The sequence below is a fragment of the Brachybacterium ginsengisoli genome (assembly GCF_002407065.1).
Taxonomy (GTDB): Bacteria; Actinomycetota; Actinomycetes; order Actinomycetales; family Dermabacteraceae; genus Brachybacterium; species Brachybacterium ginsengisoli.
In genome coordinates this window covers 93,844-113,843 of record NZ_CP023564.1, presented here as the reverse complement: position 1 = coordinate 113,843, position 20,000 = coordinate 93,844, and the positions used below count along the sequence as shown (strand labels likewise).

The window sequence follows — 20,000 nt, the reverse complement described above, 5'->3', positions numbered from 1 at the left end:
CCTTCCCCCTGCCTGACGGCGGCTCTCCGGGGCCCCGGTCCACCCACTGTTCACCCCATCGCCCGGAAGAGTTCCCCGTCGGCCGGTTCGAGACAGGAGTCCACGAACGCGGACTTCACCCGACGGTCACCCGTCGGCCCTGGTGGACGTCATCGGGCGGGCTATTCTGCGCCGACACCCGGTCGCGGAGCGGCGGCACGGGCTCCCGCCGCGCGGCTGGTCCGCGCCGACCCCGGAGGAGGGACGGATCATGGCTCGACCACCGACGATGGAGGATGTCGCGCGCGCCGCGGGCGTCTCCCGCTCCACGGTCTCGCGGGTGTTCCAGAACGGCGGGGAGCGCGTCTCCCCGGATGCGATGATCAGGATCCACGAGGCCGCGAAGCGGCTGGGCTACGTGCACAACCTCGTGGCCAGCGGGCTGGCGATGCGGCAGGGCCGGCAGCTGGGACTGCTGATCCGCGACGCCACGAACCCGGCCTACGGCCACCTCCACACCGAGCTGAACAGGGCCGTGGAGGCCGGCGGCCGCACCCTCATCTCGGTCACGGCCTCCCGCCACGACTACGGCACCGCGGAGGTGGAGGGCCTGAACCGGCTCATCGGCCAGCGGGTCGCGGGAGTGTTCGTGGGCACCGGCGTCACCGCGGCGGAGGACCTCGTCGAGACCGTCACCGCCACCCCGATGATGATCGTGGGCCGCCCGAACGAGCACCCGCAGATCGAGTCGGTCAGCTACGACGAGCGCGCCCACGGGCGCCTCATGGCCGAGGAGATCGCCGCGGCCGGCCACCGCCGAATCGCGGTGCTGACCGCCCCGCTGCTCTACTCGCGGGTGTTCGACCTGCGCATGCGGAGCCTCGTCGACCGCTACCACGAGCTGGGCCTCGCCACGGTGCCCGTCGACCTGCTGCCGGTCGAGCAGGGCGTGGTGCGGGCGCTCGACCTCGCCGCCGAGCAGGCTCTGACCTGCATCGTCTGCCCGGTGGACTACGTGGCTCTGGATCTTCTGCGCGCCGCCGCCGCCCGCGGGGTGCGCGTCCCGGAGGAGGTCTCCACCGTCGGCTTCGACGGGATGGGCGACGGGCTGGACCTCATCGGCCTGGCCACGATCCGCCTCCCCGTGGAGGAGGTGGCCCGCAGCGCCGTGGCGCGGATGGAGGAGCTGCTGGCCGACGCCCGGGAGGAGCCCGCGGATCCGTCGGCTCCCCCGGACTCCGCCGGCCCGTCGGCCGCCGCGGACCGCCGACCGGCCGTGCGCCACACCGCGATCCCCGGGCGCCTGCTGCCCGGGCGCACGCTGGGGCCGGCACCCGAACGGCCACGGAGCTGACCACGGCGGTCCGCACCCCGTCCCGCGCGGGCAGGTAAGCCTCGCCGAACCTCATCAGCGCAGGTCAGGCAAGCCTTTCCATGGGTGACAAGTGCGCCGCAGAGGACTACCGTCGGCATCATGAAGATGAGCCATGACCTTGAGAAGAAGTTCCAGGACCAGATCACCCTCGAGTTCGCCGCGTCGATCACCTACCGGCAGCTCGCCATCGAGGCGGACGAGCAGGACCTCCCCGGCATCGCCGCGTGGCTGCGCCACCAGGCCGATGAGGAGATCGTCCACGCCAACAAGTTCATCCAGCACGTCTCGGACCGCGGCAACCACGCGGCGATCGGCACCATCACCGAGCCCGGCGTGGCACCCGGCCTGACCGTGCTGGAGATCTTCGAGGCCGCCCTCGCCCATGAGGAGAAGGTCTCCGAGGCGATCCGCGAGCTGTACCGCAGCGCCGACAAGGAGGGCGACTACGACTCCCGCCCGCTGCTGAACTGGTTCGTGGACGAGCAGATCGAGGAGGAGGCCACCGCCTCGGAGATCATCGGCCGCCTGAAGCTGATCGGCGACGACGGCTCCGGCCTGCTCCGGCTCGACTCCGAGCTGGGCGCGCGCCCCACCCAGTCCACCGAGGCCGCCGAGGACTGATCCTCGCCTGACCGATCCCGTGCGGCGGCGCGTCTGCGACGCCACGGCCGGGATCAGGACCGACGGAGGCCGGTCCGCGCTGCGGCGCGGACCGGCCTCCGTCGTGTCCGGGCCCGTCAGCTCCGGTCGGCGGTCTCCGGGACGGGCGCCGGCTCGACCGGTGTGCCGGCGAGCAGAGGATCGCGCCGCAGCATCATCACCAGCGAGATCGCGAGCGCCAGGATGACGAGGATGAACGGCGCCGCCGAGAGCATCACGGCGGTCTGCAGCGCCTCCAGGCCCCCGGCGTACAGCAGCACGGCGGCGGTCGCACCGGTGAGCAGCCCCCACAGGCAGGTCACCCAGCGTCCCGGCTCGAGGTGGCCGTCCGAGGAGAGCACGGCGAGGACATAGGTGTTCGAGTCCGCCCCGGTGATGAAGTAGAGGACCACCAGACCCACGGCGACGACCGAGGTCAGCGTGGTCAGCGGCAGCTGGTCCAGGAGGCCGAAGAACGCGGTGTTGACGTCCTCCGCCGCGGCGTCGCCGATCGAGGTGCCGCGCTCGAGGTCCATGAACATCGCCGAGCCGCCGAACACGGAGAACCAGACGGAGAAGACCAGCGTGGGCAGCCCCAGGACCACCAGGACGAACTGCCGGATGGTGCGGCCGCGGGAGATGCGCGCCAGGAAGATCCCCACGAAGGCGCCCCAGGAGATCCACCAGGCCATCATGAAGTAGGTCCAGCCCTGCATCCAGGCGAGGTCCTCGCCGTCGGTGGGCAGCAGCAGGCTGATCTCGACGAAGTCGCCCACATACCCTCCCAGCGAGCGCAGGAGGACGTTGATCAGCCAGCTCGTGGGGCCGGTGACCAGCACGAAGAGCAGCAGGGCGGCGGCGATCACCATCGTGGCCTCGCTCAGGTAGCGGATGCCGCGCCCGATGCCGCTCATGGCCGAGGCGGTGAACAGCACCGTCACCAGCGCGATCACCACGAGCTGCACGCCGGTGGTGGTGAGCTCGAGCCCGGTGATCTGGGCCAGGCCCTGGCTGATCTGGGCCGCCCCCAGCCCCAGCGAGGTGGTGGTCCCGAACAGCGTGGACAGGATCACCAGCACGTCGACCGCCCGACCCAGCGCTCCGTCGGCGTGGCGCCCGATCAGCGGCCGCAGGATCGGCGAGACCAGCCCCTTGTTGCCCAGCCGGTGGGTGGAGTAGCCGATCGCCAGGCCGAAGACGGCGAACACCGCCCAGGCGTGCAGGCCCCAGTCCAGGAAGGTGAAGCGCAGGGCGTCCACGACCGCGTCCGGGCTGCCGGGCTCGGCGAGGCCGTGCGGCGGGGCGACCAGGTGCGAGACGGGCTCGGCGACGCCGTAGGTGATCATGCCGATCCCCATCACGGCGCCGAGCAGCATCGCGATCCACGCATAGGTGGGGTACTCCGGGCGCGAGTCGTCCGGACCGAGCCGGATGCCGCCCACCCGGGTGAGCGCCAGGACGAGCAGCAGCGCGATCAGCCCGAGGGGGATGACCAGGAGGGACCAGCCGCTCGTGGCGGTCACCCACTGCATCGCCGCGTCGGCCGCGGTGTTCATCCGTTCGGGCGCGAGCCCGGCGACGAGCAGGAGGGCGAGGATGAGCGCCACCGAGATCCACAGGACCACGTTCCGGGAGCTGCCGGGCAGATGGGGCGTCGCCGGGAAGCGCTCGGCCTCGCGCCGGGCGCTGCGCGGGGCGGAGCGGGGCGCCACGGGGCGGGGCGCTGAAGGAGGGTGGTCGGCAGGGTCGTCCATGGGCATGGAGCGGTCCGTTCCGTAGGGCGCTGACGTGCGATCCGGGCAGGAGAGCGCGGTGGCGGGCAGCGGAGGAGGGGGTCTGCGACGGTCGGCGGACCGACGGGGCGCGATGGGGCCCGGGCGCAGAACGCTCCACCCTACGGGGAGTCCGTCGGCAGACGGGGTGCTCGGCCGCGAGATCGGGGGACACGTCTCATCCGCGCCCCCGGGGTGCTCACGCGGGGGACACCGCCGCTGCGACCGCCCCGCGCAGCAGCTCTCGGCGCGCCCGGTGGACATCCTCGGTCTCCTCGCCGGTGGCCGCGTAGACGTTGCTGACCGGCGACCAGGCCATCGACATGGCGATCACCAGCGCCATGAGGTCGAAGGGGTCCCCGTCGCGGATCCGCCCCTCGACCTGCCCCTGCGCGATGAAGCGCAGCTTGGCGTCGTCACGGCGCTCCGCATCCTCGACGAGATGCCCCGTGGGCCGTCGCTCGAGGCGGGTCCAGGTGGCGAGGCGGATCAGATCGGGGCGCTCGAGGTACTCGTCGTACAGGCGCACCGCCCAGTCCGCGAGGTCCGAGGAGTCGATGGGGACCACCTCGACGATCCGGTCGAGCGAGGCCCCGAAGATCGCGTCGAACAGCTTCTCCTTGCTCCCGAAGTACGTGTAGAGCTGAGCCTTGTTCGTCCGTGCGGCGTCGACGATCCGCTCCACGCGGGCGCCGGCGAGGCCGTGCGCGGCGAACTCGGCCGTCGCCGCCTCGATGATCCGTGCGCGGGTGGCGGCTCCGCGCGGGGTCAGCTGCTTCTGGGGCATGGGCTCATGGTAACCGAACAGACCGGTTGGTTTACTTCGACCCTCCGGGGCGCTACTGTCCAACAGACCGAACAGTCTGTTTTTTGGAAGGGACCCCGATGAGGACCACCACCGGATGGGCGGCCCGCGGGCCGCGCACCATGCACCGCACCACCTTGCAGCGGCGTGACCTGCGCCCGGAGGATGTCGCCGTGCGGATCGACTACTGCGGGGTCTGCCACAGCGACCTCCACGCCCTGGACGACCACGCCGCACACGGCGCCGACCGCGAGGGCCCGCTCGTCCCCGGCCACGAGTTCACCGGGGTCGTCGTGGCTGTCGGGGCCGGCGCGACGAGGTTCACCGTGGGCGAGGCGGTCGCCGTCGGCAACATCGTCGACGCCTGCCTGCGCTGCGACATGTGCCTCGGCGGTCAGGAGAACTACTGCCGCGAGTTCCCGACGCTGACCTACGGCGGCACGGACCGCCGGGACGGCACCCCCACGCTCGGCGGCTTCTCCCGTGAGCACGTGGTGCGCGAGGAGTTCGCCCACCCCCTCCCGTCCGGCCTCGACCCCGCTGCCGCCGCTCCTCTCCTCTGCGCCGGGATCACCGTCTGGGAGCCGCTGCGGGCGCTCGAGGTGGGCGCGGGGACCCGGCTCGCCGTGGTGGGCCTCGGCGGCCTCGGCCATCTCGCGGCGAAGCTGGGGTCGGCCCTCGGCGCCGAGGTGACCGTGCTCAGCCGCACGGCCGCCAAGGCCGACGACGCGAGGCGCCTCGGCGCCGATCACCTGCTGCTCTCCACCGACGAGGAGGAGATGGGCCGCGCCCGAGGGCGATTCGACGTCATCCTGGACACGGTGTCCGCGCCGCACGACCTCGCTCCCCTGCTCGAGCTGCTCGCCCTCGACGGGACGCTCTCCCAGCTGGGCCACCTCGGGCCGATCTCGCTCGAGACCATGTCACTGCTGGTCGGGCGGAAGAAGCTCACGTCGGCCGGGAGCGGCGGGATGCCCCGCACCGCAGAGCTGCTCGAGTTCTGCGCGACGCACGGCGTGACCGCGGACGTCGAGGTGCTCCCGTCGTCCCAGGTCGACGAGGCGCTGGCCCGGCTGGAGCGGGGCGAAGCGCGCTACCGCCTGGTGCTGGACCTGTCCGACCTCGATCTCGATGTGGGCTGACGGCGACAGGGCGTGACGCACCGCCGCGAGGCATAGTGCATTTTTCAACAAGAAGGTAGGGTGGGCGCATGCGAGCCTTCGGATTCCTCAGCTTCGGTCACTACGGCGGCAGCCCCGCGCAGGGCGGCCTGAGCGCCCGCCAGATGCTGCACGACGCGATCGACATCTCCGTCGGCGCCGACGAGCTGGGCGTGAACGGTGCGTACTTCCGCGTCCACCACTACGCCCGCCAGGCGGCCTCCCCCATGCCGCTGCTCTCCGCCGTCGCCGCGCGCACGCAGCGGATCGAGGTGGGGACCGGCGTGATCGACATGCGCTACGAGAACCCCCTCTACCTCGCCGAGGAGGCCGCCGCGCTCGACCTCATCGCCGACGGCCGCGTGGCGCTCGGCATCTCCCGCGGTGCCCCCGAGGCGGCGGAGCGGGGCTGGGAGTCCTTCGGCTACACGGGCTCGACCGACCCTCGCGGCGCGGACATCGCCCGCGCCAAATTCGACGTGTTCCTGCAGGCCATCCAGGGCAAGCCGATGACCCGGGCGGCCGCGCAGCCGTACATGTCCGATGCCTCGCCGCACGCGCCGCTGGCGATCGAGCCGCAGTCCGAGGACCTCCTGCGCCACATCTGGTGGGGCGCTGGCTCCCGCGGCACCGCCGAGTGGACCGGGCAGCAGGGCCTGAACATGATGAGCTCGACCCTGCTCACCGAGGCCACCGGCGCCGCCTTCGGCGACCTCCAGGCCGAGCAGATCGACGCCTTCCGCACCGCCTTCCGCGAGGCCGGGCACACCCACACCCCGCGGGTGTCCGTCTCGCGCAGCGTGTTCCCGATCGTCACCGAGCAGGACCGCATGCTGTTCGGCACGCGCCCGGGCGAGGACTCGGACCAGATCGGCATCATCGACGGCACCCGCTCCACCTTCGGCCGCTCCTACACGGGGGAGCCGGACCAGCTCATCGAGCAGCTGAAGGCCGACGCCGCCGTGCAGTCCGCCGACACGGTGCTGCTCACGATCCCCAGCCAGGCCGGGGTGGACATCAACCTCAACATCCTGCAGAGCTTCGCCGAGCACGTCGCGCCGGCGCTGGGCTGGAAGCCCAACACGGAGGGCCCCGTCATCGGCGACGCGATCGGCTGAGGGCCGGTCGGTCGCGTCGGCGGGCCGGCCTGGCGGGCCGGCCGTTGGGCTGGCCCGGCGAGCCGGCCGTCGGGCCGGCCGTCGAGCTGGCCTGGCGGGCCGGCCGTCGGGCTGGGCGGTACGAACCCCGGGGCCGTAACCTCGGGGGATGCTCCGCATCGCCTCTGCCAACGTCAACGGGATCCGCGCCGCGCACCGCCGGGGCTTCGGGGAGTGGCTCGCCGACCGGGACTGCGACGTGGTCGCGCTCCAGGAGGTCCGGGCGCAGGCGGACAAGCTGCCCGACGCCGCCTTCGGCGACTATCACGTGGCCCTCGAGACCGGCACGCTCCCCGGCCGCAACGGCGTCGCGGTGCTCACCCGCGAGCCCCCAGCGGCGGTGCGGACCTGGAGCGGCACCGCCCTGCTCGGCGCGCCGGGCGGCACGGACGGCGCGGGCGGCGCGGATGGCCAGCCGGTCTCGGCGGCCCCGGCGGGCTCACCGGGGCCCGCGGACTCGCCGGAACCGGGGGTCGCACCGGACGGCGGCGTCATGGAAGGGCGTATGGCGACGAGAGGTGGCGATATAGCCACCTCTCGTCGCCATACGCCATTCCGTGACACGACCGCTCGCCACCCGACGTCGGGAGCTGGCAGTGCTGCGGGCGCGACAGGCCCGGCAGCCGGCGGAACGGCGGCAGCGGGCGGAACGGCGGGAGCCGGCGGAACGGCTGCAGCCCCCGGAGCGCCGCTCATCTCGGTCGACGCCCCCGACCACGTGCCGCTCTCCCGCGGGCTCGGCCCCTTCGCCGCGGAGGGCCGCTACCTCGAGGTGGACCTTGCGGACGCCCCCGTGACCATCGCCTGCCTCTACCTCCCGAAGGGCGGTCTGCCCGCTCACCTGCAGCGCCCGGAGCGGATGCGGGAGGCGCCCGACGGCGGAGCGAAGTACGCGCGCAAGATGGGCTTCCTCGCCGCGTTCAGCCGCTACCTGACCAGCACGCGCCGCGCGGCCGCCGCGAACGGGCGCGAGCTCCTGCTGATGGGGGATCTCAACATCGCCCACACCCGGCAGGACCTCGCCGCCTGGCGGCGCAACCAGAGCAACGACGGCTTCCTGCCCGAGGAGCGGGAGTGGTTCGGTCAGCAGCTCTCCCCGCGCACGCTCGTGGACGTGGTGCGCAGCCTCCACCCGGAGGAGGACGGCCCCTACTCGTGGTGGTCCTGGCTCGGGCAGTCCTTCACCAAGGACACGGGCTGGCGGATCGACTACCACCTGGCCACGCCCGGTCTCGCGCGCACGGCACGGCAGGCCGTGGTCGACCGGGAGTTCCGCGGGCAACGGCTCTCGGACCACTCGCCCGTGGTCGTCGACTACGACCTGCCGTGACCGGCCCCGGCCCTCAGCCGGCGCTGTGCTCCGCGGTGACGCGGTGCACCTGCCCACCCCAGCCGTCCTCGGCGAAGGCGTCGGAGACCCGGAGGTAGACGTCCTTGTCCTCGCCGCCGAGATAGGGGGTGAGGTCGAGGGTGCGGTCGCCCCGGTTGGAGGCGTCGCGGATCTGCTCCGTCTCGCGCAGCACCGAGGTCCACTCCGAGCCGTCGGCGCTGAGCTCGACCACGAACTGGTTCGAGATCGTCACGGTGGCCTGCGCCGTCGTGGTGCCGGCCGGGAAGGGGAAGCGGTAGGTGAAGGAGCTGGTCCCGTCGGCGAAGCGGCCGGGCTCGTCGGTCACGCCCGACCCCCGGTCCTCCCACAGCCAGGGGCCGTCCTCGGTGCCGCCGGCGAAGGCGATCTCGCGAGCCACCACCACGCGGGCGCCGGCGGTGAAGTCCTGCTGGGCCGAGGTGCGGGCGCGGACGCTGATCTCATGGACGCCGTCGGCAGCGTCCGGCGGGATCGTCACCGTCAGCGGCAGCTCCACCGCGACGACCGCGTCGCCGCCGGGGAGGTCGAGCCGGATCCGGGAGGCCAGGTCCACGATCCACCCGTCGGGCGCCTCCACCTCGAGGTGCACCACCAGCTTCCGCGCCGCTGCGGTGGTCGCGGTGACCTCCAGCTGCAGGCTGCTCGCGGTGGGTTCGCCGTCGGGGATCACGACCGACGGCTGGGTGAGCGCGGCGGTGAGGGAGCTGTCCGCCCCGTCGGCCGGGAGATCCGCGATCAGGGCGCTGAGGGCGCTGGCCTGCGTGCGCCAGTCGGCGACGTTCGGGGAGTCCGCCGACTCCTCACCGCTCCAGCGCACCCCGAGCCGGCCGTCGAGGGTGCGGTCGCGCTCCCAGATCGAGGCGGCCTGGCGGGCCACGAACTCCCGGTAGCGTGCGTCCCCCGTCGTGTCGGCGAGGTCCATGAGGTAGCGCAGGAAGATGCCCTTGAACTGCTTGTGGTTGTCGTTCGTGGACTCGCCGAGCGCGTCGGTCCACTCCACCAGGATGCCGTCCTCGACGAGGGCGCCCTCGGCCAGCGCGGAGTCGGCGAAGCAGCGCGCCCGCTCCAGCTGGGTCTCATCGCCCGTGGCGCGCCACAGCTCGAGCGCGCCGCCGATCGCGAGGCCCTGGTTGTAGGTGTAGACGCGGTCGTGGTTGTTCTCGCAGGCGTCGGTGAGACCGTCGTTGAGCAGGCCGTCCTCGCCGATCATCGCCCCGTGGGCGTACCACTCCCAGGCTTCGAGCGCGCGCTCGAGCCACTGCCGGTCGCCGGGGATGCGGGCGTGGAGCTGGGCGGTCAGGCGGATCCACTGCCCGTTGGTGACGGCGTTCTTGTAGGTGCGCTCCTCGTCCCACCAGATGCCGCCGCCGCAGGTGCTCGGGTCCCAGAAGTCGCTCATGAACTCGCCGATGGTCACGGCCATGTCGAGGTGCTTCTGCTCGCCCGTGAGGTCGTAGGCGCGCATCCAGGTCAGCGCCCACCAGCCGGAGTCGTCGATCGCGCGGCTGCAGAAGCTCCCGTAGATCTCGTCGCCGGAGAGCTCCCCGGCAGGGAAGGGGCCCTTGTTGCGCTCGAAGGTGCGCTCCAGCTGGTCGAGGAAGCGGAGATCCCCGCTGCGCAGCATGTAGTCGCCGATGGTCTGGAGGGCGACGGCGGAGTTCCACCAGCTCGAGGGGAACCAGGCCTTGTCCGGGTCGTAATCAGCCATGAGCACCTCGGCGGCGGCGCGCGCCCGGGACAGCGCTCGGGAGGCGTCACCGCCGGCCGACAGGGAGCCGGGCGGGGCGGACCAGGCGGCCGGGGCCAGGCCGAGGATCGGCACGGCGGCGGCGGAGAGGGTGGCGAGCGTACGGCGGGTCATCGTCATCGATGGGCTCCGGGTCAGAGGTCGGAGGGCTGGATGCCTGTCCGTGCACAGGCCGCATGGTGCTCGGGTGCGGCCGCCGCCGAGCCTGCCACCGTGTGCTTGAGCGGTCAAGGCCTCTCCGCCCTCCACGTCGTCGGGGCGTTCGCGGGCCTCCGCGGCGAGGAGCGCGCGACGCCCACGTGATCCTCGCCGACTCCTCGTGCGAGCCGCCTGCGGTCCCGTAAGCTGAGGCCCGTGAGCGCCGGTGGGGCGCCCGCCCTGCCCAGCCCCTCGGAGGCCAGTGATGCCGCAGCACGCCGCCGCCCCGGCCGCGCCTGCCGCACCCCTTCTGGCGGACGGCGGCGCCCGCTCCCTTCCCGGCACCGAGGCCTCCCGTCGGCTGCTCGCCCCGGAGGGCGACGCCCGGCCGCTGACCCTGTGGGGCTCCTCCTCGATGAGCTCGGAGGGCGGCGACGCCGCGACCCCGCTGACGGTACGGATCCACGAGCACCTCGCCCTCGCGCTCGCCCCTGCGGTGGTGCACGCCTACGGCGTGGGCGCCACGCGCTCCCCGCACACCGTGCTCATGCGCGGCCTGGACACCCCGCACCTGGCCCTGCTGGGAGATCCCGCCCCGGGCACGGGGCAGGTGCCCGTCGAGCTGGACTCCGGCCTCACCCCGGCCGGTCCGCTGCGCATCCCGGGCGATCTCTCCGGGGTCCCCGGCATGCTGGACGGCTCCAGCGGCAGCTGGCTGTTCGCGCCCGACGACCCGGCCGCCTCCCTCGAAGCGGGCACCTTCCGCTCCTCGCTCGCGACCGTCGCGGAGGGCTCCCGGCAGGTGCTGTGGATGGGCAAGAACAACATCCACCAGGTGGAGCGCGTGCTCGAGGACACCCAGCGCATGTGGGACGCCGCCGCGGACCCCGAGCACGACACCCTGGTGCTCGGCCAGTGGGCGACCCCTTCCGACCCCGTCGGCTCCGCGACCGCCGAGGCCGTGGCGCAGGTCAGCGCCGAGCAGCAGCGCCGCTACGGCGACCACTTCCTCGACCTCGGCGAGCTGCTGACCTCCGAGTCGGGGCTCAGCTGTCCGCCGCTGGCCCCGCTGCGTCTGCTGGAGCAGGCCACCACGCACGCCGCCCTCGAGCAGGGGATCGTCCCGGCGGACCTCCGCGCCCCGGACGACATCCACCTCAACGGCTGGGGGAACCTGGCCGTGAGCTGGGCGATCGTGCGGCGTCTGCGGGAGCTGAGATGGCTCTGAGACGACCGGCCGCCCCGCATCTGCGGGCTGGTCGCCCCGGAGCGCCGACGCCTCCCCCGTCGGCCCCGGCTCCGCCCGTCGTCCCGACGGAGGTCGCGCCGGTCGCCGACGATGGCCCGACGTCCATCCCGACCGAGATCGCCCCGATGGCGCCCGCCGCCTCTGCGGCGTCCGCGCCGCAGACCCCGGCACCGCCCCTCGCACCAGAGCCCGTCGGCCCGATCTCGGCTCCCGCCCCGGCGACCCCCGCCCGCTCCCTCGCCGGGCGGCGCACCGTGCTGCTCGTCGGCGCGGCCGCGGCCGTCGGCGGCACGATCGGCGTCACCGGTCTGCTCCGCGGCGCCGGGGTGGACCTCCCGCCGTTCCTCGCGGGCGGAGCGCGCGTCTCGTTCTCCGACGTCGACTCCGGCGATCCCGCCGCGGCGGCGATCCGCTGGGCGCACGAGACCGGGGTCCAGCCCGCGACGAGCGCGACCGCGTACTCCCCGCACGCGCCGGTCACCCGCGGTCAGGCGGCGCTCGCCCTGCATCGGCTGGCCGGCGCGCCCGCGGTGGACCTCGCCGCCGCCCCGGCGCTGTTCACCGACCTGGGCGACGATCCCGCCACCGATGCGGCGCTGCTGTGGCTGCACGGCCACGGGGCGCTGTGGGGCGATGCCGAGCTGCGGGTGCATCCGGACGAGCCCGCCACCCGGGACTGCACGGCGATGATGCTCACCGCCCTGATGCGCCCGGCCCTCGCCGGGATGGGCGTGACCTGGGACCCCTCCCCCGAGTCCTCGTTGCCGCAGGCCGAAGTGGCCGACCCGGCGCTCGCCGACGTCGCCTGGCTCACCGCCGCGGGCATGGTCCCGGCGCTGGAGTCGCTCGCGGACTGGGCCGGCGAGGAGGGCGTGACCCGCGCCGACCTCGCCCTGTCCCTGCACCGCGCGGACCAGGTCATCGCCTCCGCTCTGGGCTGATCGCGCCGCGACACAAAATCCGTTCGCCCCGTCACAGCACGGACATAGGCTGGGTCGCATGCCGACGACGCCCGCACATGCTGCTTATCTCCGCCACCCCGATGTCCGCGGAGACCTCCTGACCTTCACCGCCGCGAACGACGTCTGGCTGGCCCCGCTGGCCGGCGGGCGCGCCTGGCGCCTGACCGACGAGGGCGCCCCCGTCGGGTACCCCCGCTTCTCGCCCGACGGCGAGCACGTCGCGTACACCTCCCGCACCTCCGGCGGCCCCGAGGTGTGGGTGATCGCCACCGAGGGCGATTCCGCCCCGCGCCGCCTCACCTCCTGGGGCCGCCCCTCGACGAAGGTCGCCGGCTGGCTGCCCGACGGCCGGGTCCTCGCCACCACCAGCTACGGCGCCCCCATCGCCCGGGACGCGCAGCTGTGGGCGATCGACCTCGACGGCTCCGCCGAGCTGCTGCCGCTGGGCCGCAGCGGCGAGGTGGCGATCCACCCCTCGGGCACCACCGTCGTCTCCACCCCGTGGCGCCGCGACCAGGCCTCCTGGAAGCACTACCAGGGCGGCACCGCGGTCAAGCTCTGGGTCTCCCGCGAGGACGTCCCGCTGGACGCCCCGGCCGAGGCCCATGCGGCGCGCGCCTGGGAGCCGCTGCTGGACGAGGTGCTCGCCTCGAAGCTGCGCATCGCCTGGTACGGGGACCGGCTGCTGTTCGCCTCGGACACCCCGGGGGCCGGCGCGGCGCTGACCGACCGCGCCTCCGCGAACCTCTGGTCGACCGCGGCCGACGGCTCGGACCTGCGCTCCCACACCTCCTTCACCTCCGAGCAGGGGTACCTGCGCGAACCCGCGACCGACGGCTCCACCATCGTCTTCACCTCCCGCGGGCAGCTGTTCGCGATGGACTCCCTGGACGACGCCCCGCGCGAGGTCGAGATCCTGGTCTCCGGCGTCGGCGCCTCGCGGCTGCCCCGCCCGGCCTCCCCGCAGGAGAACGTGCTGGCGGTGCGCCCCCTCCACGACGCCCGCGCGAGCGTCGTCGAGTGGCGCGGCAGCGTCCACGCCCTCACCCACCGCGGCGGCCCCTCCCGGCTGCTCGCCGGGAGCTGCGGGCTGCGCCTGCGCGAGGTGCACCCGCTGGGCCGCACCCCCTTCGCCGTGTTCGTCTCGGACGCGGAGGCGCTCGCGGACCGCGAGAACGGGGGCGTCGGCTCCGACGTGCTCGCCCTCGCCCGGCTCGACGGCGGCGGCGAGGAGATCCGGCTCGACCTCGGCGAGGTGGGCCGCATCCTGCACGCGATCCCCTCCCCCGACGGGTCGAAGATCGCGATCGCCTCCCACGACAACGTGGTGCGCCTGGTGACCCTGCGCGGCACCGAGGACCCCGCGAAGGCCTCGCACCGCACTCCCGCGACCACCCCCGCCGCCTCCGCCTGGGAGCAGGACGCCGACAGCGCCGTCCCCGCCCCGCGGCTGGACCACGTGCGCGAGGTGGGCCGCTCCACCGGCGGCGAGGTGCAGGACCTCGCCTGGTCCCCGGACGGCCGCTGGCTGGTGTGGGCCGAGCCCAACTCCTGGCAGCTCAGCCGCCTCATGCTCTCGGACACCGAGGACCACGAGCCCACCGGCCGCGCCCTCACCTCCGGGAAGTATCAGGACTCCGCCCCGGCCTTCAGCGCCGACGGCAAGCACCTGGCCCTGCTGAGCCTGCGCACCTTCGAGACGGTGTACGACGACATGGTCTTCGACCTCGGGTTCGTCAACGCCGAGCGGCCCTTCCTGCTGCCGCTCGAGCGCACCACCCCCGACCCCTTCGGCCCCCACCCCGACGGCTGGGGCGCCGCCGACGCCGGCAAGGACGCCACGGGCTCGACGGGATCCTCGGAGTCCGCGAGCGGGGCCCACGGCGCCGGTACCGCGGCGACCACGCGCGCGGAGACGCAGGACGCCTCGACGCAGCCCGCCACCTCGCACAGCGCCGCCGGGGCCGACGAGGCGCATCGGCCGCCCACCACCCGCATCGACACCGACGCCGTGGAGTCGCGACTGGTGCCCTTCCCGGTCATCTCGGGCTACTACTCGCATCTCACCGCGGTGACCGGCGGGTTCGTCTGGCTGCGCCACCCGCAGCAGGGCGTGCTGGGCAGCGCTCGCGCCGGGGTCACGGGCGACGCGCCCACGCCGACGCTCGAGCACTGGAGCCTCGCGGACCGCAAGCTCACCGTGCTCGCCGAGGACGTCTCCGACCTCGCCGCCTCCGGCGACGGGGAGACCCTGGTGATCCGCCAGGGCGAGCAGTGGGTGCAGGTGCCCGCGACCCGCAAGGCCGAGGACGAGGACCCGGCGCGCATCGTCATCGACACCTCCCGGATGCGGCTCACCGTGGATCCGGTGCTGGAGCGTCGCGGGATGCTCTGGGACAACTACCGGATCATGGCCCAGCAGTACTGGCGTGCGGACATGGACGGCATGGACTGGCACGCCATGACGTCCTGGTACGACCCGGTCGTGGAGCGCCTGGTCACCGAGGACGACTTCCAGGACATGATGTGGGAGGTCCAGGGCGAGCTCGGGACCTCGCACGCCTACGTGCAGGGCGGGGTGTACCAGGCGGATCCGCCGATGCTGCCCGGGCACCTGGGCGCGGAGGTCGAGCTCGTGGACGGCCGCTGGGTGATCACCCGGATCCTCCCCGGCGACTCCTCGGACCCCGACGCCCGCTCGCCGCTGCTCGCCCCCGGCGTGGGAGCGGAGGTCGGCGACGCGGTGATCCGGGTCGACGGCCGGCCGGTGCCCCGCGAGGGCGTGGAGGCGGCGCTGATCGGCGCTGCGAACAAGGCCACCGAGCTGGTGCTGCTGCGCGACGGCGCCGAGCACCGGGTGGCGGTCACCCCGCTCCCCGACGACTCCGCCCTGCGCTACCAGGACTGGGTCGCCGCCCGCCGCGAGCGGGTCCAGGAGCTCTCCGGCGGCCGCCTCGGGTACCTGCACATCCCGGACATGGTCTCCTCGGGCTGGGCGCAGATGCACCGCGACCTGCGCGAGGCCTCCACCAAGGAGGGCCTGGTCGTGGACGTGCGCTACAACAGCGGCGGCCACACCTCGCAGCTGGTCACCGACAGGATCGCCCGACGGGTGCTCTCCTGGGGCTACCCGCGGCACGAGCGGCCGGGCACCTACCCGTCCTTCGCGCCGCGCGGCGCGGTGGTGCTGGTGACGAACCAGGAGGCGGGCTCCGACGGCGACATCGTGAACGCGGTCTCGCGCGCCCTGGAGATCGGGCCGATCGTCGGCACCCGCACCTGGGGCGGCGTGATCGGCATCGACGGCCGCTACGACCTGGTCGACGGCACCGGCGTCACCCAGCCGAAGTACGCCAGCTGGTTCGAGGGCGAGGACTGGGCGATCGAGAACTACGGCGTCGAGCCCGACATCGAGGTGCACTTCCCGCCGAACGCCTGGGTGGGCGGGCAGGATCCGCAGCTCGAGCGCGGCGTCACCGAGGCGCTCGCGCTGCTGGAGGCGAAGCCCGCCGCGGTCGCACCCCCGCTGCCCGCCCCGCGCTTCCGCCGCTGATCCGGCCGGGCCTGTCGGCGGGCTGGGCCGACCGGGCCGACCAGGCCGGGGCGAAGGCTCCCGGTCGGCCCGCCGCAGTCCTGGCCACGGAATCGTCAGGTCCCGAACCACTCCGCACCGGATCCTGGGCACCGGATCCTGGGCACCGGATTCTGGTTCGACACCTGACGATTCCGCGCGCGCTCGCTCCCGTTCCCGTCCGACTGTCAGCTGGCGAGCCAAGAATGATAGCCATCTGGTTCGCCAGCTGACAGTCGACTCCCGCGCCGCTCGCCGCTCGCCGCTCGCCGCTCGCCGCCCGCCGCTCGCTGCCCGCCGCAGCTGATGCTGGCCCGGGCGCCTCCTCTCGGCGCCCAGCCCGTCCGACTGTCAGCTGGCGAGCCAAAAATGATTGCCATCTGGTTCGCCAGCTGACAGTCGACTCCCGCGCCCGCCCGCACGACCGACACCAGCCGGCGCCAGCGGACACCGTTCGGTGACCGGTGCCAGCGGCCGCGCTCAGTCGTCGGCGCTAGCAGCAGGTATCAGTCGTCGGTGCCAACGGCCGCGCTCAGTCGTCGGCGCCAGCTGCCGGTATCAGTCGTCGGCGCCAGCGGCCGGGCTCAGTCGTCGGCGCCAGCGGCCGCTCTCAGTCGTCGGCGGCCGACGGGAGATGCGTGGCGATCGCCGCGAGCTCGTCGACCAGGCGATCGACGTCCGTTCCGGCGATCGCCTCGACCATCTGCGCCTCGATCCTGCGCACCGACCCGTCCGCCTCGGCGAGCAGCGCGCGCCCCGCGGCGGTGAGCTCGGCAGGGCGCCGACGTCCGCTCGCGGCGACATCGTCGCGCGCCACGAGCCCCCGCTCCTGCAGCGACTTCACCACGGCGTTCATCGACTGCGCGGTGACGAACACGCCGCGCGCGAGCTCGGCGCTGGAGAGCGGTCCGGGCTCGAGGAGCTCGAGGCAGGCGTACTGCGGAACGGTGAGTCCCAGCGGCCGCAGCGCGCCGTCCATGCGGGAGCGGAGCGCCGACTGCGCCTGCTTGAGCACGTACCCGAGGCGGCGCCCGAGGTCGGATCCCGGGGCAGGGGTGCTGTCGGGGCGGGGAGCGTCCGGCGTCTGCATATCAGCATCTTGACATACCCCCGTCTGCCGATGTTCCATATAAGGGTCCTGACATACAGGAGTTCCGAGACCAGGAGGACCCCATGACCACCACCGGACCCGACTTCCTCGCCCTGCAGGTGCGCGATCTCGAGGCGGCCGCCGGCTTCTTCGAGCAGCACCTGGGGTTGGCACGCGTCCCCGCCGGCCCGCCCGGGGCGATCGTGTTCGACACCGCCCCGATCCCCTTCGCCGTGCGGGAGCCCCTGCCCGGCGTCGACCTCGCGTCCGTCTCGCCGCGACCGGGAGCGGGCGTCGCGATGTGGTTCGGCGTCGACGACGCCGACGACCTGCACTCGCGCCTCGTCGCCGCCGGCGTCGAGGTGCTCGGCCCGCCGTCGGACTCGCCGTTCGGCCGCACCGTGGCCTTCGTCGGCCCCGAGGGCTACGCGCTCACCGCTCACACCGTCGCGGCCTGACTTCGCTGACCGGCGGTCGCTTCCGCCGCCGCTCCCGCCACCCGCGCGACAGCAGTGCGGGACTCAACGGTCAGCTGGCGAACCGCTTCAGCCTGAAATCTGGTTCGCCAGCTGACAGTCGACCTGCCCCGGGGCGCCAGCGATGAGCGGCGGTGGGCCGGACGACGGGCGGACGACACCGTGAGGCGGGCCGGGCAGCGGCGAGCAGTCGACGGGCGGACGACACCGTGAGGCGGGCCGGACGGCGAAAGGCGACGCCCTCCACCGCCACCTCTCACCGCAGGGAGTGGGCGGCGATGCTCGGGTAGCGCAGGGCGAGGTCCTGGCGCAGCATCGGTCGGTCGTCGTACGCCGTGGCCGGACCGTGGTCCGCGGCCCGGTCCGCAGTGCGGGCCACGGGGTGGGTGTCGTCGGGCTGGAGGTCGCGGGCGATGATCTCGTTGCCCAGCGCGATGCGCTCGAGCGGGGTGAGCGGGCGACCGTCGGCCGGAGCCTCGGGGGCGATGATCCGCGCGGCGAGCAGGCGGGTGAGCGCACCGAGCGCGACGGTGACGACGGCGATGAGGAGGATGAGGGCGAGGCCGATCAGTGCGGAGGTCATGCCTCGATCCTCGACCCCGCGATCATTCAGGACAAGCGATGATTGGCACGCCTCTGTTCAGCTCGGGTGAACAGTTGTAGGGTCGCCCCATGCTCGATCCCACCAAGCTCCGCGTGCTCCGCTCCGTCGTCGAGACCGGGAGCATCCGTGCGAGCGCCGAGGCGCTCGGCTACACCCCGTCGGCCGTGAGCCAGCAGCTGTCCACGCTCGGCAGGGAGACCGGGGTCGCGCTCGTGGAGCGCAGCGGGCGCGGCATCGTGGTCACCTCCGCCGGGCAGCAGCTCGCCGAGCGGGCCTGCACCGCGCTCGAGGCCCTCGACGACGTGGAGCGCCTGGCCCGGGAGCTCGCGAGCGGCCGCACCGGGAGGCTCGGCTTCGGCTACGTCACCTCCGTCGCGGCGACCTGGGTCCCCTCCATCTCGCACGAGGTGCGCCGCACCTTCCCGGATCTGACCCTCGACCTGATGCACCGCGACTGCACGGTGCAGGAGGCCGGACATCGCTTCGACGTGGTGCTCGCCGACGCCGGCTCGCCGTCCTTCGGCCCGGACTGGTCCTCCATCGAGCTGGTCGAGGAGGTCTACTCGGTGCTGCTCGCCGAGGGCCATCCCCTCGCGGACCGGGCCGAGCTGACGCTCCACGACATCGCGTCGCTGCCCTGGACCACGGACGACCCGCTGGACTCCTGGTGGTTCCAGCGCATCCTCTCCTCGTGCCGGGCGGCGGGCTTCGTCCCGGAGATCGCAGCGAACCCCTCGGACTACGCGGCCGTCGGCGGCTTCGTCGCCACCGGCGACTACGTCAGCGTCCAGCCCTCGCTCATCGCCGCCACCTCCCAGCCGGGCATCGTCACCGTCCCGCTGCGGCGCCCCTGCCCGGAGCGGCGCGTCGAGATACGGGTGCGACGCTCGATCGCGGAGAACCCGGCGACCCGGTTCATCGTCCGCCGGCTGCAGGAGTTCGCCCAGGAGACCGCAGGGCGGATCCCCGGCGTCGTCGCGCTCTGAACCTCCGGGTGGACAATGGGAGAGCCGCCCGCCGCGCCCTCTCGCGGCAGACTGGAAGGACACCCCATGACCGCCACCCCCATCGACCAGCGCATCGCCGAGCTGCCCGTCGCCGTGGACCGCACCGAGGACGCCGTGATCCTCGAGGTGGACCTCTCCGGGACCGGCGCGCAGATCTGGGAGCACCTGACCGACCCGGAGCTCCTGGCGACCTGGTCGCCGATCGTGCCCGAGCGTCCGCTGACGGACGTGGGCCCCGTGCTCGCCCGCGAGAACCCTGGCGACGATCCCGTCTCGGCCGACGTCCTGGCCACCGCCGGGGACCACGCCCTGAGCCACCGCTGGGGCGACGACCTGCTGGAATGGCTGGTCGACGAGGCCCGCCTGACGCTCCAGATGAACCTCGCCGAGCCTCGCTACGCCCCCACCTATCTCGCCGGTTGGCAGGTGTGCCTCGCGGTGCTCGACGCCCGCCTCGACGGCGAGGACCAGGAGCGGATCGTGGGCATGGATGCCCTCGAGCACGGCTGGCGCGAGCTGCGCGACCGCTACGCCGAGGAGCTGGACCTGCCGGACCAGCCCGAGGTGGGCTGAGCTCAGCGCGCCTCGATGTGGAGCGAGACCTCCACCGTGTCCCCCACCTCGACGCCCTCGGCGCGCTGCACCGCGACCTTGACCGGCACCAGGTAGCCGCCGTCACGGGGGAACAGCGAGGTGGTGAAGTCGGTGCCGCCGATGCGGGCGTTCGCCGGGATGCATCCCCAGCCGTACGTGGCGGAGGAGGCGATCGCCGCGATCGCGTCGGCCTCGTCCGGGGGCACGGGCGCGAAGACGAAGGGCGCCGGCCCGCGCCACTCGATGGTGGTCGCGGTGAAGGTCAGGTCCATGGACCGAGCGTAGACCCCGCCGTCGGGCCTACGA

Annotated in this window: 17 protein-coding genes; 11 read left to right on the top strand and 6 right to left on the bottom strand. The window is 73.5% G+C overall.

Annotation, left to right across the window (positions count from 1 at the left end; genetic code table 11):
• Nucleotides 1-250: 250 nt before the first annotated feature.
• Nucleotides 251-1,333 carry a LacI family DNA-binding transcriptional regulator gene (locus tag CFK41_RS00565; RefSeq protein WP_096797912.1) on the top strand — a complete coding sequence of 361 codons (1,083 nt, stop codon included), beginning with the start codon at nt 251-253 and terminating at the stop codon, nt 1,331-1,333.
• A 120-nt stretch (nt 1,334-1,453) separates the two neighbouring features.
• The gene (locus CFK41_RS00560; RefSeq protein WP_096797911.1) at nt 1,454-1,975 is read left to right on the top strand and encodes a ferritin; all 522 of its coding nucleotides are present in this window, start codon (nt 1,454-1,456) and stop codon (nt 1,973-1,975) included.
• 116 nt (nt 1,976-2,091) lie between these two features.
• On the opposite strand, the gene CFK41_RS00555 is transcribed toward CFK41_RS00560, so the two are convergent.
• Together CFK41_RS00555 and CFK41_RS00550 are read right to left on the bottom strand one after the other, a co-directional pair.
• Nucleotides 2,092-3,753, bottom strand: coding sequence for a BCCT family transporter (locus CFK41_RS00555; protein ID WP_096797910.1), 1,662 nt, complete (start codon nt 3,751-3,753; stop codon nt 2,092-2,094).
• 211 nt (nt 3,754-3,964) lie between these two features.
• Nucleotides 3,965-4,552, bottom strand: a complete 588-nt coding sequence (locus CFK41_RS00550; protein ID WP_096797909.1) for a TetR family transcriptional regulator — start codon at nt 4,550-4,552, stop codon at nt 3,965-3,967.
• Nucleotides 4,553-4,650: 98 nt separating this feature from the next.
• Between CFK41_RS00550 and CFK41_RS00545 the strand changes: the two genes are divergently transcribed.
• The 3 genes from CFK41_RS00545 (at nt 4,651) to CFK41_RS00535 (ending at nt 8,217) form a co-directional block, all read left to right on the top strand.
• A complete protein-coding gene (locus tag CFK41_RS00545) occupies nt 4,651-5,712 on the top strand; it encodes an NAD(P)-dependent alcohol dehydrogenase (RefSeq protein ID WP_096797908.1) in 1,062 nt (353 codons plus the stop codon).
• Between the two features lie 68 nt (nt 5,713-5,780).
• Nucleotides 5,781-6,848: an LLM class flavin-dependent oxidoreductase gene (locus tag CFK41_RS00540; protein WP_096797907.1), complete on the top strand. Its 1,068-nt coding sequence runs from the start codon at nt 5,781-5,783 to the stop codon at nt 6,846-6,848.
• Between the two features lie 148 nt (nt 6,849-6,996).
• Nucleotides 6,997-8,217: an exodeoxyribonuclease III gene (locus tag CFK41_RS00535; protein ID WP_096797906.1), complete on the top strand. Its 1,221-nt coding sequence runs from the start codon at nt 6,997-6,999 to the stop codon at nt 8,215-8,217.
• Between the two features lie 13 nt (nt 8,218-8,230).
• Here the strand turns inward: CFK41_RS00535 and CFK41_RS00530 are convergent, their stop codons facing one another.
• Nucleotides 8,231-10,123 carry a glycoside hydrolase family 76 protein gene (locus tag CFK41_RS00530; RefSeq protein WP_096797905.1) on the bottom strand — a complete coding sequence of 631 codons (1,893 nt, stop codon included), beginning with the start codon at nt 10,121-10,123 and terminating at the stop codon, nt 8,231-8,233.
• A 283-nt stretch (nt 10,124-10,406) separates the two neighbouring features.
• Here CFK41_RS00530 and CFK41_RS00525 point away from each other — a divergent pair, with 283 nt between their 5' ends.
• From CFK41_RS00525 to CFK41_RS00515, 3 genes are read left to right on the top strand one after another with little or no spacing between them, the layout of a single operon-like run.
• Nucleotides 10,407-11,369: a hypothetical protein gene (locus CFK41_RS00525; protein WP_096797904.1), complete on the top strand. Its 963-nt coding sequence runs from the start codon at nt 10,407-10,409 to the stop codon at nt 11,367-11,369.
• Nucleotides 11,360-12,331, top strand: coding sequence for an S-layer homology domain-containing protein (locus CFK41_RS00520; protein ID WP_151904623.1), 972 nt, complete (start codon nt 11,360-11,362; stop codon nt 12,329-12,331). The genes CFK41_RS00525 and CFK41_RS00520 overlap by 10 nt, the downstream gene beginning before the upstream one ends.
• 58 nt (nt 12,332-12,389) lie before the next feature.
• On the top strand, nt 12,390-15,905 hold the full coding sequence (locus CFK41_RS00515) for a S41 family peptidase (RefSeq protein WP_096797903.1): 3,516 nt from the start codon (nt 12,390-12,392) through the stop codon (nt 15,903-15,905).
• Nucleotides 15,906-16,533: 628 nt separating this feature from the next.
• On the opposite strand, the gene CFK41_RS00510 is transcribed toward CFK41_RS00515, so the two are convergent.
• The gene (locus tag CFK41_RS00510; RefSeq protein WP_151904622.1) at nt 16,534-17,013 is read right to left on the bottom strand and encodes a MarR family winged helix-turn-helix transcriptional regulator; all 480 of its coding nucleotides are present in this window, start codon (nt 17,011-17,013) and stop codon (nt 16,534-16,536) included.
• A gap of 83 nt (nt 17,014-17,096) precedes the next feature.
• Here CFK41_RS00510 and CFK41_RS00505 point away from each other — a divergent pair, with 83 nt between their 5' ends.
• Nucleotides 17,097-17,471 carry a VOC family protein gene (locus CFK41_RS00505; protein WP_096797902.1) on the top strand — a complete coding sequence of 125 codons (375 nt, stop codon included), beginning with the start codon at nt 17,097-17,099 and terminating at the stop codon, nt 17,469-17,471.
• Between the two features lie 274 nt (nt 17,472-17,745).
• On the opposite strand, the gene CFK41_RS00500 is transcribed toward CFK41_RS00505, so the two are convergent.
• Entirely contained in the window at nt 17,746-18,072 is a 327-nt protein-coding gene (locus tag CFK41_RS00500; protein ID WP_096797901.1) for a hypothetical protein, read from the bottom strand.
• 89 nt (nt 18,073-18,161) lie between these two features.
• On the opposite strand from CFK41_RS00500, the gene CFK41_RS00495 reads away from it, so the two are divergent.
• On the top strand, nt 18,162-19,079 hold the full coding sequence (locus CFK41_RS00495; RefSeq protein WP_096797900.1) for a LysR family transcriptional regulator: 918 nt from the start codon (nt 18,162-18,164) through the stop codon (nt 19,077-19,079).
• 66 nt (nt 19,080-19,145) lie between these two features.
• Nucleotides 19,146-19,673: an SRPBCC family protein gene (locus CFK41_RS00490; protein ID WP_096797899.1), complete on the top strand. Its 528-nt coding sequence runs from the start codon at nt 19,146-19,148 to the stop codon at nt 19,671-19,673.
• A 2-nt stretch (nt 19,674-19,675) separates the two neighbouring features.
• Here CFK41_RS00490 and CFK41_RS00485 read toward each other — a convergent pair whose 3' ends face one another.
• Nucleotides 19,676-19,966 (bottom strand): DUF1905 domain-containing protein, encoded by a 291-nt coding sequence (locus CFK41_RS00485; RefSeq protein ID WP_096797898.1) that lies wholly within the window; start codon nt 19,964-19,966, stop codon nt 19,676-19,678.
• Between the last annotated feature and the right edge of the window lie 34 nt (nt 19,967-20,000).

Coding starts and splice junctions, on each gene's coding strand:
- CFK41_RS00565 (WP_096797912.1), top strand. CDS start 251: ATGGCTCGACCACCGACGATGGAGGATGTCGCGCGCGCCGCGGGCGTC.
- CFK41_RS00560 (WP_096797911.1), top strand. CDS start 1,454: ATGAAGATGAGCCATGACCTTGAGAAGAAGTTCCAGGACCAGATCACC.
- CFK41_RS00555 (WP_096797910.1), bottom strand. CDS start 3,753: ATGCCCATGGACGACCCTGCCGACCACCCTCCTTCAGCGCCCCGCCCC.
- CFK41_RS00550 (WP_096797909.1), bottom strand. CDS start 4,552: ATGCCCCAGAAGCAGCTGACCCCGCGCGGAGCCGCCACCCGCGCACGG.
- CFK41_RS00545 (WP_096797908.1), top strand. CDS start 4,651: ATGAGGACCACCACCGGATGGGCGGCCCGCGGGCCGCGCACCATGCAC.
- CFK41_RS00540 (WP_096797907.1), top strand. CDS start 5,781: ATGCGAGCCTTCGGATTCCTCAGCTTCGGTCACTACGGCGGCAGCCCC.
- CFK41_RS00535 (WP_096797906.1), top strand. CDS start 6,997: ATGCTCCGCATCGCCTCTGCCAACGTCAACGGGATCCGCGCCGCGCAC.
- CFK41_RS00530 (WP_096797905.1), bottom strand. CDS start 10,123: ATGACGATGACCCGCCGTACGCTCGCCACCCTCTCCGCCGCCGCCGTG.
- CFK41_RS00525 (WP_096797904.1), top strand. CDS start 10,407: ATGCCGCAGCACGCCGCCGCCCCGGCCGCGCCTGCCGCACCCCTTCTG.
- CFK41_RS00520 (WP_151904623.1), top strand. CDS start 11,360: ATGGCTCTGAGACGACCGGCCGCCCCGCATCTGCGGGCTGGTCGCCCC.
- CFK41_RS00515 (WP_096797903.1), top strand. CDS start 12,390: ATGCCGACGACGCCCGCACATGCTGCTTATCTCCGCCACCCCGATGTC.
- CFK41_RS00510 (WP_151904622.1), bottom strand. CDS start 17,013: ATGCAGACGCCGGACGCTCCCCGCCCCGACAGCACCCCTGCCCCGGGA.
- CFK41_RS00505 (WP_096797902.1), top strand. CDS start 17,097: ATGACCACCACCGGACCCGACTTCCTCGCCCTGCAGGTGCGCGATCTC.
- CFK41_RS00500 (WP_096797901.1), bottom strand. CDS start 18,072: ATGACCTCCGCACTGATCGGCCTCGCCCTCATCCTCCTCATCGCCGTC.
- CFK41_RS00495 (WP_096797900.1), top strand. CDS start 18,162: ATGCTCGATCCCACCAAGCTCCGCGTGCTCCGCTCCGTCGTCGAGACC.
- CFK41_RS00490 (WP_096797899.1), top strand. CDS start 19,146: ATGACCGCCACCCCCATCGACCAGCGCATCGCCGAGCTGCCCGTCGCC.
- CFK41_RS00485 (WP_096797898.1), bottom strand. CDS start 19,966: ATGGACCTGACCTTCACCGCGACCACCATCGAGTGGCGCGGGCCGGCG.